We start from the raw sequence: 13230 nt of genomic DNA, 5'->3' as shown, positions 1-13230 counted from the left end.
TCACCCTTCCAGTCGATCGGTCGCGAATACGAACTCCTCCACTGGAACGCCGCCGATTAGATGCTCGGTGACGATGCGCTCCATCACCTCGACCGTGACGGACCGATACCAGGTTCCCTCCGGGTAGACGACGGCGATCGGCCCCTGCTCACAGATGCGAAAGCAGTCAACCTTCGAGCGCAATACCGTGCCGGGGCCCCGAGGAGTATCGGGTTCGACACTGAGGTCACCACGCCACGAAGCGGGAGCGCCGGCAAGGTCGAGTTCCTTGAGTCGTTTCTTCAGAGAGCGCCATACGTCGGCGCTCTCTTTGAAGGTCGAGCAGCGAGGCATGGCCTGCTGCGCACAGAGAAAGATGTGCCGCTGCAATCCTCCGATCGAGAGCGCCCCTGCGATCTTGTCGAGTCTCGTCACGACGAAACCTTTCCGAGCTTCCTACCGGTCTCACCGATGGTGAGCATCGCACCGGCGGCCACCAGCAGTATCGCGCCACTGACCGCGAAACCAACGGAGAACGCTCCGGTGTCGGCGATCGCCCCCACCAAGAGGGGGCCGACGACAAACCCCAGGTCGCCCGCCATTCTGTACAAGCCGACTGCGGATCCCTCGAGCCCTTCGGGAGCGAGGTCGCCGACCATCGTCGGCGGCGGAATCGAAGCGATCCCCGAGGCGATCCCGAAAAACGCCGAAACGATCATCAAAGAGACAAACGTGCCGAACAGCCCGTAGGCCGCCGTCGCGAGCGCCGACAGGACCAACCCCAGAATCGCAACGGGCTTCCTCCCGATCCTGTCGACCATCCGCCCTGCGAAGTTGACGACGAACAGGTTGGTGATGGCCGACACACTGAGAATCATGCCGATCGAGGTCCAGGCCAACGACCTTGTTGCCGTAGAGAGGGAACAGGGTGATCCGTGCTCCGGACCGCATGATGAACAGCGAGAACGCAACCAACGCCAGGACACGAATCTCACGCTTGCGCAGAAGACTGCCTGCGGCACGAAACACCTCCCCGATCGTCCTCCCAGAAGAGGGGATATCGGTGATGAAGATCCTGGAGATGGCGGCAACCAGCACTCCGAACGCCGCGTACGCCCAGAACGGCGTCCTGAAGTCGCCGAGTTCGGCGAGGTAGCCGCCGGCGAACGGACCGATGGCAAAGCCCACCAGCATTCCGGTCTGGTAGAGCGCCGTTGCGCGACCGAGCCGGGACCGCTCGGTGATCTGCACGAGGAACTGGAACGCCGATGTGGCGAACAGCGCCGATCCAACGCCTTCGATGAATCGGGACAGGAGCAGCACCCAATACGTGGGTGCCAGCGCTGCAGTGACACCGGCGACCGCGATGAGCAACGCACCACTCATCGTGACGCGACGGGCGCCGAACCGATCGCCGGCCACACCACCGATCATGTCGAACGACAGCCTTGCCACGGCGAATCCGGTGATGAGGGCCCCGGCCGCCGTGTAGCTGACACCGAACTCGAGGGCGTAAAGGGGCAGGATCGGCGCGACGAGACTCGCACCCGTCATCACCAGCCCTACTGCAATCGCCAGCACCCATTCCTGATGACCCTGCAGCGATTCTCGGTTCAAGACCCGGTCACCACGATCGATGCGCAGTCGTCCTCGATGATCTCCCCGACCACGGCCGCGACCGGCGTGCGCTCCTCGACAAGAGCGTCGAGCATCGCGTCGAGATGCTCGGGCGGAACTGCCACGAGCAGCCCGCCGCTCGTTTGGGCGTCGGCGAGAATCCGGATACTCGTGTCGTCGACCCCTTCGGCCACCACCGTCGGACGAACGGCACGCAGATTCCTGGCACTCCCGGCGGAGAACAAGCCCGCCTCGGCCAACGGCCAAAGTCCGTCCATCAATGGAACGTCGGCGACGCGGATCCTTGCCCCCACCTTCGATGCCATGAGCATCTCGGAAAGGTGTCCCAGTAGTCCGAAGCCGGTCACATCGGTGCCTGCATGGACGCCAACACGGTTCATCGCCTTCGCCGCGCCGTCGTTGAGCGTCACCATCGTGGCAACGGCCCGGGATACGACATCCTCCGGAGCACGGCCAGCCTTGAGCGCGGTAGCGATCACACCGGTGCCCAACGGCTTGGTCAGCAGGAGCGCATCGCCGGGCTGCGCCCCTCGATTCATCACGAGGTTCTTCTCTTCGACGGTACCACTCACCGCGAACCCATACTTGGGCTCGGGATCATCGACCGAATGCCCCCCAATGAGGACGCACCCCGCCTGCTGCAGAATCTCGGCCCCGCCGGCGATCACCTCGTCGAGGACGTCGAAGGACAGCCCCTTCCGAGGCCAGCCGATGATCTGCATGGCGGTGAGCGGAGTCCCGCCCATGGCGTAGATGTCGGACAGCGCGTTGGACGCGGCGATGCGCCCCCAGTCGAAGGCGTCGTCGACGACGGGCGTGAAATAGTCGACGGTCTGCAGCAACAGCGTGCCGTCGGACATGCGAAACACGCCGGCGTCATCGGCCAGATGCAACCCGACGACCAGGTCCGGATGGAAGGTCACCGGGTGGTTGTGCAATCGGCGCAGGACCTGCGCCAGCTCGTCAGGACCGAGCTTGCATGCTCAGCCGCTGCCGTGCGAGAAGGCAGTCAGTTTCTCCGTCACGTGTCACCTCCCTAGGCCGTCAGTCTGGCAGACAGCCGGCAGCCGTCAGCCGGTCGTCAGTCAACAGTCGGTCGTCAGTCAACAGCCGGTCGACAGTTACGAACTACGGGTGGTCGCGTGTCTTACCGATGACTGATGACCGATGACTGACAACTGAAAACTCGTCGCCGGCATTCATCGTCCCGGCTGCATCGGAGCCTCGATCTCGGCAACCCCCTGGCGCTGAACCAGCAGGACCGCGCCGAGCACGGCGGCCCCACCAACGATCTGCACCAACGTCAAGGCCTGACTCAGGAGAATCCACGCCGTCACGGCGGCGATGACCGGCTCAACCGTCGCAACCAGGCCCACCACGGCTGCGGCAGCTCTTCGGAGCGCCGCCATCTCCAGCAGAAACGGGACCATGGTGCCTCCAAGGCCAACCCAGACGAGCTCGGAGATATCCTTTGCCTCCAGGCCCCGAGGGAACGTCCACAGCGGCTGGACCACAAGCCAGAACACGGCCGCGACGACAAATCCGTAGGTGAGCGTCGTGACCGCACCGATGCGGTGCCCAAGCCATTCCCCCATCAGCAGGTACGTCGCGAACGTGAGCGCGGATGCAAGTCCGGCTCCAAGCGCCCACCCGTTCACCGAGATGGCCTCCCAGGCACGTGTCACCATCACCAGGCCACCGACGGCTCCAACGGCCGCGACCCAGACACCGAAAGCAACGTGGTGACGCTTCGCGAAGCGCATCCAGATGAGCACGACGATCGGAGCCAAGAACTGCACGGTCACGCCCGGGCCGACGCCCAGACCGTCGATGGCCCAGTAGTACGTGACATGCACCGCTGCGAGAGTGAGCCCGAACAGGATCAGCCACCATCCGTTGCCGTCGGTCCGGAGCCGTCCTCGTAAGCCCGCATACGGAACGAGGAACAGTGCCGCCACAAGAGCCCGCACCTCCGCGACACGAGGAGGCGGCACCTTGTCGAACACATCTGCCGCAACGGTGCCGCTCACACCCCACAGCAGGGCGGCGGAGAGCGCAAACCAAAGCGCAGAGCGCCTCATCGGTACCGTTTGCATCTCGCTATGCTGCCCGGCCATGACGGGCGAAACAATCTGGCTCACGCCGGCGGCTCACCGCAAGCTCCTCGACGAACTGCACCACCTCGAAGGTGAAGGCCGCCTCGACGCTTCGGAACGCATCGCGGAAGCGCGCTCTCACGGGGACATCAGAGAGAACGCAGACTATGACGCCGCCAAGAACGAGCAGGGGATGATGGAGGCCCGGATCCGAAAAATCCGCCAGATCCTCGACCACGCCGAGGTTCATGAAGTCGGAGCCACCGACAAGGTGGAGATCGGCTCGCTGGTCACCGTCGTCGACGAAGACGGCGACCAAACCGAGTACTTCATCGCAACGCCGGAGAACAAGATTCCCGGAGTATTCCTCGCCTCTCCCGGTGGCCCTCTCGGTACAGCGCTCCTGGGCGCTGCCGTCGGTGATGATATCTCCTATGAGGCGCCCGGCGGCGTCTTCACGGTCGTCGTCGCAGGAATCCGTCCGTTCGATGGCGACTGAGCGGCACCACCAGGTAGCCTGAGCGGCGGCCCGGAGGACCCATGGAGAAGAAGCGATTGCCGCGCCCACGCGAACTCGCGCAACGGCTCGCTACGCGCGCCCGAAAGAAGCCTGAGGAAGTTGAGGCCTATCTCGACTCGCACACCGACGAGTGGGCCGAACTCGCTCAAGCCGACCCTCACGACGCAGCGGACATCCTCGAGGAACTCGGCGACGAAGCAGCCGCCGATCTGATTCGCAATCTCCTTCCGCCCGAAGCTGCGGACATTCTCGAAGAGATGCAGGATGACCTGGCTGCCGACGTTCTCGAAGAGGTCACCGCGATCAGAGCAGCCTCGCTCATCGAGGCCATGCCACCGGCTGAAGCGGCAGACCTGATCGGTGCACTCGAGCCGGAACACAAGGAGCGCATCCTGTCGGCCGTCTCCGAGAAATCCTCCGAGGCGATCCGTCACCTCCTCTCCTATCCGCCCGACTCTGCCGGCGGTCTGATGACACTGCGCGTTGCGACGCTGCCCGTCGGGCTCACCGCAGGAGAAGCGATCGAACGCATCCGCCAACTGCATGAGGAAATCGAGGATCTCTCGTATGTATATGTGGTCGACGACCTCGGTCGCCTCGTCGGTGTCCTGTCATTTCGCGAACTCGTGTTCGCCCGGCCTGGTGACGGCCTCGACGAGGTGATGGTCCACAACCCTGTCAAAGTGACCCCACTGACAGACCGTGAGCAAGTGGCCGAGCTCACCCGGCGATACAACCTCTTCAGCGTCCCGGTCGTCGACTTCGACGACCGGCTCCTCGGGATAGTCACGGTCGACGAGGTCATCGACGCCGTCGAGCAGGAAGCCGGCGAGGACTTCGCGGTTGCGATGGGTGCCGGTGGAGAAGAGACTGTCTTCACGCCCGTCCGGCGTTCGATCCGCATGCGGATGCCCTGGTTGTTCTTCGATTTGGCCCTCTCGGGCACGGTGTCGCTGGTCGTCGCCACTTTCCAGACTCAGATCGCCGCTGCTCCACTGCTGGCCTCGTTGATGCCGCTCGTCGCCCGGATCGGCGGCGACAGCGGTGCGATGAGCCTCGCGGTCGTGATTCGCGGCCTCGCGACGCGCGATATCTCCCCCAACAGAACCGTCCGCGTCATCACCAGAGAACTCGCCCTCGGGTTCTCCAATGGGTTCCTGACTGCAACGCTCTCGGGGCTGATTGCCGCAGCCCTCCTGCAGGACCCGCACATCGGTCTCGTCATCTTTATCAGTGTCCTGGCCAACCTCATCGTCGCAGGCCTTGCGGGGTCGGCTCTCCCCCTCGTCCTTCGCAGACTCGGATTCGACCCTGCCCTGGGATCGAACCTCTTCGTGACGACGATCACCGACCTGACCGGCTTCGGAGGCTTTCTCTTGGTCGCCAGCCTGTTGCTGTAGGAGTCTGCTGAGTGATGCCGGTGCGTGGATCGGCGGCTGTGCGCGTCGCTCGCAAGGCCGCACAACGAAGGCGCACCCTCCGGGGTGCGTCAAGGCGGAGAACGCCGCGAGCGGCGATGCACAGTCGTCGAGATGCGTGCCATGCATTGCCCAGCGGGCTCGGAGGCTCGCTTCGGTCACGTATCTCGTACTTCGTATTTCGTACCGCGGCCGGCGGCGGTGCAAGACCGTAGGGCGGGCACGGCCGCTGGGAGTTCTATCCCACCACGAGGCGCAGCGGAGCGTAGTCGGAGCCGATGAGCGCCCGCTCGAGGGCATCGACGACGTTGGGATCGAAATCGGTACCTGTCTGGGCGTGCATCATCGCGATGGCCTCTTTCGGAGTGACAGCGGCCTTCTGATGACGAGACGAGATCATCGCCACGAACGCGTCGGCGGCGTGCAGCACACGACCGAGCAGCGGAATCGAAGCTCCTTCCACGCCGTTCGGGTATCCCGAGCCGTCCATCCGCTCGTGGTGTGTCAGCACGGCCTGAGTCACCTCGGGGTGCACCGAACCGGCGATCAATTCGACGCTGCTGTTCGGATGCCGCCGAATGACCTCCCACTCCGAAGGCTCGAGCGGACCGGGTTTCAGCAAGATGGAATCCGGGACGCCGATCATCCCGACGTCGTGAAGCATCGCCGCCAAGTGCACACGTCCAGTCCGGGCGACGCTCAGTTCGAGTTCGCCGCCGATTGAAGTGACGACTTCGGCGACCTTCATCGACTGATCGAAGATCTTGGGTGAGCGAAGACGGAGGACTCCGATCAGTGCGTCAACGACCGGTGCCATCACAGGGCGCGCGCGTGTCACTTCCGTCGTGAGCAGGCTGTGCCCTGCCACGCGCACACAATTCTTGCCTTCGTGTTTCGCCTGATAGAGAGCCATGTCCGCGGATTCGACCAGCTCCTCCTGATTGTCCGCATGGGCTGGAAACACGGAGATGCCGATGCTGAGCGTGACGAGGCCCGCCTCTGGAACGTCGAGATGCTCGACGGACGTGAGCAGTCGTTCGGCAACCTGCATTGCTCCCGGCTCGTCGGTCTCCGGCAAGGCGAACCCGAACTCCTCACCTCCGATTCGACAGGCAATGTCGACCTCACGGAGCTGACGGCCAAATGTCTCGCCGAGCAGGCGAAGAACCCGATCTCCGACCGCATGCCCGTACATGTCGTTGACCGCCTTGAAATCGTCGATATCGGCGATGATCACGGAGAGTGGGCGTTCGTAGCGTCGCGCCCGCTCGAGTTCCTCTCCGAGACGATCAAAGAAGAATCCATGGTTCTTGAGCCCGGTGAGTGGATCGGTGACCGAGAGTGTCTGCAGCCTGTGGACTGCCTTCTCGAGGCGCTCGTTGCGGGTTCGTTCGCTCTCGTACAGTTTCCGAACCTCTCGAAGCACCGGGGCGCTGGCCTCGGCAGAGAGAAGTCCGGATCCAGCAGAGACGGATCGAACGGCGGCGACGAGATCGGAGGTCTTCCCCTTGACGACGAAGGCGGAAGCACCCGAAAGGACCATCTTCCCGATTCCGTCGACATTCCCGAAGTCGCTCGCGGCAATGACTTCCAGCCGGGTCTCCAGGGACGATCGCAGCTTTCCGACGAGTTCCTGCGAACCCGGTAGGCCGGCATCCACGACCACCACGGTGGGCTGGGTCATGCGCGCCACTTGGAGTGCCTCTTCGGCACTCCCGGCATGACCAACGACCTCGATACCCGCTTCGGCGAGTATCCGAGATGAAGCAGTTCTGCTCACCAGGTCGCTGTCAACGAGCAGGACTCTCGGTTCCAGCACTACCTCCTAACGCCTTTATCGTCACTCTGTGCGCGAAAGTTGAGGGGCCCCTCCAAAACCCCCGCTGCCGTTACCGTTCGGGGTCGCGTGGAGATCTGAGGCAGATACATCCATGTTCCGGCGTGGCCGGTCTCGAAAGAGCGCCGGTTGCGCCGTTGAGAACCGGTGACAGTGGGGATGAGGGTGGACCGGATTCGACCGCGTGCGCGTCGATGGTCGATTAGGTGGCACAATGAAGTCGATGAGGTTTGCCAGGGCTTCTGTCGCTCTTACGATTGCCGTGTTGTTGGTGTCGTGTGTCCTCGTTGATCGGTCGTTCACGCTCGGGGACGGTGAGGGTTTCAGGATCCATCGGTCGTCTGGCCGTGGGAACTGCTCGTTCGCCTGCAAGCACAGCTGAGTGCCGTGTCTATCAAGACCGGCAAGGTCGTTTGGCAGGTGGACGTGCCGCACTCGTCGTCAGGTCGATTGCAGGCAAGTGATGGAATCGCGATGATCGAGACCGATACAGGGGCCGTTGTGCTTGACGCGCTCACCGGTGCCCCGTTGTGGCAGGCATTGCGACACGGGAACGACCGATGGATCCTGGCCGATAACTCCGTTGTGGTGGCAGATTGGGATTCCGGCCTGCTGATACGGTTCGACCCGGCGTCAGGAGAAGAAGTCTGGAAGTACAAGGCAGACGGGGAGTTGAGTGCCGATCCTGCCTTCGATGGTGAGCGGCTCTTCGTCAACGTCGGTGGCACCGTCCGGGCCATCGATGTGAACACGGGCGAAGAACTCTGGAACTACGTCACGGTCGGCGACTTCGGCAGTAACCCGGTCGTACTCGATGGATTACTCTTCCATCCGGCGTTCCAGGGTCGCGTCTCTCGACTCGACCCGGAGACTGGAGAGGCCCTCTGGGAGTGGGATGCCCGATCCGGGGTAACAGTCCGCGGGATCGATCTGTGGAAAGACGTGGTGGCGGTCCGTGCCGATCGCTTGAACATCCTCCTTGAAGGCAAGGAGCACCCCGCGCCCCAGGACGGAGATCGGCTGGTCGGTCTGAATGCAGAGACCGGAGCGCAGCTCTGGGCCGTACAACTGGTGAATCCTGCGGTTGGTGAAGATGCTCCGCACATGCCGGCCGAGACCATCTCTACTGGCGGCCCGCTGGTACTGCTGCATTGGCCGCAGACCGGGGTCGTTGAATCCATCTCGATAGCCACCGGGAAGGTCGCCTGGGACCTCGAAGTCGAACCCGATCAAGGCATGAGATTGGCAGCAACATCCAGTGAAGGACACGTTTTCATCACAACTCACGGCACTCGCTCAACCACTCTCTCTGCCGTGCTCGCTTCCGACGGCACAGTCCTCTGGGAGAGGACCCTCACCGTCGCCGATCGCTATTCGACAGTCGCGGACATTCCCGTGGTCCTCGGTGGCGCCTTGTACGTCGGTGAGAACAGGTCTGGTGGCGGGAACGAGGCAGATCCGGATCAGGGCGTCCTCCGCCGCGTCGACCCATCGACCGGAGAAACGCTCTGGACCATCGTCACCCGGGATCCCGTCTGGACTTCACCGGTCGGTTTTGGCGACACACTCCTTGTCCTTTCGACCGACCCGCCGCGCGGCTGCGCCTGAATTCGTCTTCGGCGGGTGGTTGTACGGGCTCAGGTGGAAAGCACCGTGCCACGTTCCGTGACACCCCACCTCGAGAGGCTCCACCCTCGCCATCCAAGCCGACGGCTCCGGCGATGTGACCACGGCAGGGACGGCACCTGCTCGTCCCGGACCGAATGCCCAAGATCGCCCAGACACAAGATGACTGCGCCGCCGGACCTTTCTCGGGTGCCGGGACCGGCGGGGGATGCAGGCAAGGTCGGGACAGATGACGGACGCGGAGGATCCGGCCAAGCATCCACCCACAGGCATCCTCGATGGTGGGTTTCTCTTCGCACGCAGACAACTCGCTCGCGCACATGCCAATCCGAGGCCGATGCAGATACACAGACACGATTCGATCCCCAACACGGACATCGCGGAACGGCGTCTTCCCCAACGACCTGATGGTCTCCGGAAAGTCAGGATCCGATCGTTACTGAGCCCGAGGATGCGTAGGGGCCGAGGAACTCGAGCTGATCACCGATGACCCGGGCAAACTGATGGGCATCGAGGACCTTCTGCTGATCCGCCGTCGGATCTTCGACGAGAACGAGATCGGCTGCCTCTCGAGAGTCGACCACATGGAGTTCGACCGGGGAGAATCGCTCGAGCGCGTCGTCGACGACGTTGCGGATGTCGATGTCGCTGTAGTTACCGGGATCCAGGAGAACCACGAGGGTGCCGCCTGCACTTCCCGCCACGACCGTGTAGCCGGGCAGGCTGCCTGACGTGGTGCTGGTCGCGTCGGACGATTGCGTCGTGGTCGTGGTGGAGCCGACGGTCGTAGCGGCCGTCGTCGGGGAGGCCGCCCTCGTCGTCGTCGTCAGCTCCGGTTCTGTCCCCTTGCTGCAAGCCGCAAGGATCATCGCAAGCGCGAGAAGGGGGATGAGGCGTCGCACTGGCTCACTCCTTCCTTCGGTTCGACCCCACGGTACCGCATGTCAGCCGTTTGTCAGCACAGTTTCCACGCGGTGTCGGTAGCGTCGTGCGAGAAGCTCGGTGACCGGACCCGGCTCGAATCGCCGTTCCCCCACTCGTACGATCGCCTTCACCTCTTTCACGGTCGAAAGCGCCATCACCTCGTCTGCATCGTCGAGACGATCCAGATCGAAGTGTCCCTGTCGAACTCCGATGCCGGCGCTCTCAGCCTCTTGAAGGGCCGTGCCACGGGTGATCGAGGCGAGGATCCCGAGATCCAGGGACGGCGTCTCCAGCACACCGTCGACCACCCAGGCAACAGAAAACGTCGGGCCTTCCAGAATCCGACCCGAACGTCCGTGAAGCAGGGCGTCGTCGAACCCTGCGAGCCTGGCGGCACGGTTCGCCGCCATGTTGGGCGCGTAGGAGAGCGTCTTCGCTCCCGTGAGCTCCGACGTCACCCCGTCGGAATGCCACGGTGCCGGGAGCGGCAGCACGCAAAGATGCTCGGGAAGCTCCGGGATGGGTTCCCAGAGGACGACAACGCGTGGGGCCGCGTTTGCGTCGGGATCGAAGCCTCCTCTCGTCGCGACGACCCGAACCGTGCAATCCCCTCCGTCGCGAGCGACCGCCCGGACCCATCTCTCCAATTCCTTGCGCGGCGGCAGATCCATGCTCAGCAGAGCCGCGCTAGCCGCCAGCCGGTCCAGGTGAGGACCGAGGGCATACGGCGATCCTTCGTAGGAGCGCAGGGCCTCGAAGCATCCGTCACCCCGCAGCAGGCCATGATCGAACACCGAGATCGCAGCGTCGGCTGCGTCGACCGCTCGTCCGTCGATGAGTACGCGCATGTCCACAAGGATAGGTACCGCGGCCTGTGATCAGGTCGGATCCTGGTGCCAGGTGAGAAACACCGGGTGCAACGTAGATCGACTCAGGTGCGTCGGTAACGGTTCGTGATCGGGAGCCTTCGATCCTTGCCGAACGCCTTTCGCGTAATCCGCACACCGGGCGCAGCCTGGCGGCGCTTGTACTCGTTCCGGTCGACCATGCGGGCGATCCGAACGACGACGTCGCGATCGAACCCGTCGCCTGCTATCTCATCAATCGACAGGTCCTGTTCGATGTAGCGCTCCAAGATCGGATCGAGGATCTCATATGGCGGCAGCGAGTCGGTGTCCTTCTGGTCGGGCCGCAGCTCGGCCGATGGTGCCTTCGTGATGATCGAACGCGGAATCACTTCTCGATCTCGATTGCGCCATTCGGCGAGGCGGTACACGAGCGTCTTGAAGACATCTTTGAGAACGGCGAACCCGCCCGCCATGTCGCCGTAGAGGGTGGCGTAGCCGACGGCCATCTCGGATTTGTTGCCGGTCGCCACGACCATCTCCCCGAACTTGTTCGAGATCCCCATCACGATGGCCCCGCGAATCCGAGCCTGCAGGTTCTCCTCGGCAACGCCGAACTCGGTTCCTTCGAAGACGGGACCGAGGGCGTCGAGGTATGCAGAGAAGATGTCGTCGATCGCGATCAGGTCGAGGCGGATGCCGAGGCGCTCCGCCAGGTCGCTTGCGTCGGCGACCGACCCTTCGGAACTGAACCGTGTGGGCATCGCAACCCCACGCACGTGTTCGGAACCAAGCGCGTCCGCAGCGATGGCCGCGACGAGTGCCGAGTCGATGCCACCTGACAACCCGAATACGACATCCTCAAACCCGTTCTTGTGTACGTAGTCCCGCAGCCCCGTCGTGAGCGCCGTGTAGATCTCCGCCTCTTCGGGTTCGATACGTGCAGGGCTCACCGGCAGCCGCTGCGGTGTTCGTGTGGGCAGCGCCCCACCGCGGACCTCCACGACGCGACCGTTGACGGTCTTCGGCGCCGGCAGGGGCACGTCGACGACAAACCTCTCTTCCTCGAACTCCACAGCGCGATAGAGCAGATCACCGTCGGCGGTAAAGATCATGCTGTCGCCTTCGAACACCAACTCGTCCTGGCCTCCGACCATGTTCACATACGCCACCGGGACGCCCGAACGGACCGCCTGCGCCGACAGCAGCGAGGAACGTTCTTCCGCCTTGTCCTTGTGGTAGGGCGATGCGTTGATGTTCAACAGGATCTGCGCGCCCGCCTCCGCCTGATGCGTGGGCGGTCCTTCCGGCACCCAGATGTCCTCACAGATCGACACCCCGACGGCGACGCCGGATACCGCCCAAACCAGGTCGGGTTCGAGCCCTCTCAGGAAGTAGCGGTCTTCGTCGAAGACCGCGTAGTTGGGCAGCAGCACCTTGTGATAGACACCCTTGACCTTCCCTTCGCACAGCACTGCCGCCGCGTTGGCCACGACGCGCACAACGGCATCGTCGAGGACGTCGGAGGGCGGATCGACGGGGTCGGCGAAACCGACGATCGTGACCGTCCGGCCTGCTTCATGCGCCAGAGAGCGGACGGTGCGCAGGTTCTCATCGACGAAGTCGGGTCGGAGCAGCAGATCCTCGGGCGGGTAGCCCGTAACAGCCAGTTCAGGGAGAAGCAGGATGTCTGCATCCTGACCTTCCGCCCACCGCATGGCGTCGACGATCCGGCTGCTGTTACCTTCGAGATCCCCCACGACGAGGTCGAGTTGAGCCCCTGCAACACGGAGGGTGTCGGTCATGGTCGCAAGCCTAGGAGATTCCCCACTCTCATCAATGCCGGCCGTACCTGGTCAGGCTGCCAGAGACGAGAACAGAACACTGACGGCGGGACCAAGGGCCGAATACCCGATACGGCCCGTGAAGCGAGCCGACGCTCTATCGTCGGGTTCATGATCACCAGACGCGCACTGGAGCGTCTTGCCGGCGTCGGCTGGACGGATGTCGAGACGCCGCTCCTGCCGTTGCGGCGCGCCTACGAACCGGATGCAGCACTCGAACGTCTCCTGAACTTCCTCGAGGCAAACGCCGACTTGGCCGAGCTCGCCGGCAGTGACCCCGAGCTCGGCACCGCTTTCGTCAGCGTCTTCGCTGCGAGCAGGGCGATCCCAACCATGCTGAGCGCTCACCCCGACTGGCTGATATCTTTTCGTGACGATCCAGCCGAATCGCCCGAAGCGCTCGACAAAGGTGCGTTGCGTCGGTTTGTGCAGGGTCGGTTGGTGCGGACTGCGGTGCGGGACCTGCTCGGTCTGGCGGACATGCCTACGGTCGGTCGCGAGCT

Annotated in this window: 12 protein-coding genes; 4 read left to right on the top strand and 8 right to left on the bottom strand. The window is 63.6% G+C overall.

What is annotated here, in order from left to right:
* From GWP04_05610 to GWP04_05595, 4 genes are all read right to left on the bottom strand, one after another.
* Window positions 1–414 carry a ferredoxin gene (locus GWP04_05610; protein NIA25028.1) on the bottom strand — a complete coding sequence of 138 codons (414 nt, stop codon included), beginning with the start codon at window positions 412–414 and terminating at the stop codon, window positions 1–3.
* Window positions 415–444: 30 nt separating this feature from the next.
* Complete coding sequence (locus GWP04_05605; protein ID NIA25027.1) at window positions 445–1596, bottom strand: MFS transporter; 1152 nt, start codon at window positions 1594–1596, stop codon at window positions 445–447.
* Window positions 1593–2576 carry a selenide, water dikinase SelD gene (gene selD, locus GWP04_05600; protein NIA25026.1) on the bottom strand — a complete coding sequence of 328 codons (984 nt, stop codon included), beginning with the start codon at window positions 2574–2576 and terminating at the stop codon, window positions 1593–1595. The genes GWP04_05605 and selD overlap by 4 nt, the downstream gene beginning before the upstream one ends.
* 240 nt (window positions 2577–2816) lie before the next feature.
* Entirely contained in the window at window positions 2817–3698 is an 882-nt protein-coding gene (locus GWP04_05595) for an EamA family transporter (GenBank protein ID NIA25025.1), read from the bottom strand.
* A gap of 34 nt (window positions 3699–3732) precedes the next feature.
* Here GWP04_05595 and GWP04_05590 point away from each other — a divergent pair, with 34 nt between their 5' ends.
* Both GWP04_05590 and mgtE read left to right on the top strand, forming a co-directional pair.
* A complete protein-coding gene (locus tag GWP04_05590) occupies window positions 3733–4212 on the top strand; it encodes a transcription elongation factor GreA (protein NIA25024.1) in 480 nt (159 codons plus the stop codon).
* Between the two features lie 41 nt (window positions 4213–4253).
* Entirely contained in the window at window positions 4254–5633 is a 1380-nt protein-coding gene (mgtE, locus tag GWP04_05585; GenBank protein ID NIA25023.1) for a magnesium transporter, read from the top strand.
* A 256-nt stretch (window positions 5634–5889) separates the two neighbouring features.
* On the opposite strand, the gene GWP04_05580 is transcribed toward mgtE, so the two are convergent.
* On the bottom strand, window positions 5890–7470 hold the full coding sequence (locus GWP04_05580; GenBank protein NIA25022.1) for a diguanylate cyclase: 1581 nt from the start codon (window positions 7468–7470) through the stop codon (window positions 5890–5892).
* A gap of 492 nt (window positions 7471–7962) precedes the next feature.
* On the opposite strand from GWP04_05580, the gene GWP04_05575 reads away from it, so the two are divergent.
* Entirely contained in the window at window positions 7963–9096 is a 1134-nt protein-coding gene (locus GWP04_05575) for a PQQ-binding-like beta-propeller repeat protein (protein NIA25021.1), read from the top strand.
* A gap of 440 nt (window positions 9097–9536) precedes the next feature.
* On the opposite strand, the gene GWP04_05570 is transcribed toward GWP04_05575, so the two are convergent.
* The 3 genes from GWP04_05570 to GWP04_05560 all read right to left on the bottom strand — a co-directional run bounded on the left by GWP04_05570 (window position 9537) and on the right by GWP04_05560 (window position 12688).
* A complete protein-coding gene (locus GWP04_05570) occupies window positions 9537–10016 on the bottom strand; it encodes a hypothetical protein (protein NIA25020.1) in 480 nt (159 codons plus the stop codon).
* 42 nt (window positions 10017–10058) lie between these two features.
* A complete protein-coding gene (locus tag GWP04_05565; GenBank protein NIA25019.1) occupies window positions 10059–10886 on the bottom strand; it encodes a hypothetical protein in 828 nt (275 codons plus the stop codon).
* Between the two features lie 83 nt (window positions 10887–10969).
* A complete protein-coding gene (locus tag GWP04_05560; protein ID NIA25018.1) occupies window positions 10970–12688 on the bottom strand; it encodes an NAD+ synthase in 1719 nt (572 codons plus the stop codon).
* Between the two features lie 150 nt (window positions 12689–12838).
* On the opposite strand from GWP04_05560, the gene GWP04_05555 reads away from it, so the two are divergent.
* Window positions 12839–13230, top strand: a 392-nt coding sequence (locus tag GWP04_05555; GenBank protein NIA25017.1) for a hypothetical protein, incomplete at its 3' end; no start/stop codon positions are given.

The sequence above is a fragment of the Gammaproteobacteria bacterium genome (assembly GCA_011682695.1).
Lineage (GTDB): Bacteria > Actinomycetota > Acidimicrobiia > Spongiisociales > UBA4744 > BMS3Bbin01.
This window is presented reverse-complemented; position numbering and strand designations above follow the sequence as displayed.

Bases quoted from the DNA above. Each gene is read 5' to 3' on its own strand.
- GWP04_05565 (NIA25019.1), bottom strand. From the start codon at position 10,886: ATGCGCGTACTCATCGACGGACGAGCGGTCGACGCAGCCGACGCTGCG.
- GWP04_05590 (NIA25024.1), top strand. From the start codon at position 3,733: ATGACGGGCGAAACAATCTGGCTCACGCCGGCGGCTCACCGCAAGCTC.
- GWP04_05575 (NIA25021.1), top strand. From the start codon at position 7,963: ATGATCGAGACCGATACAGGGGCCGTTGTGCTTGACGCGCTCACCGGT.
- GWP04_05560 (NIA25018.1), bottom strand. From the start codon at position 12,688: ATGACCGACACCCTCCGTGTTGCAGGGGCTCAACTCGACCTCGTCGTG.
- GWP04_05595 (NIA25025.1), bottom strand. From the start codon at position 3,698: ATGAGGCGCTCTGCGCTTTGGTTTGCGCTCTCCGCCGCCCTGCTGTGG.
- mgtE (NIA25023.1), top strand. From the start codon at position 4,254: ATGGAGAAGAAGCGATTGCCGCGCCCACGCGAACTCGCGCAACGGCTC.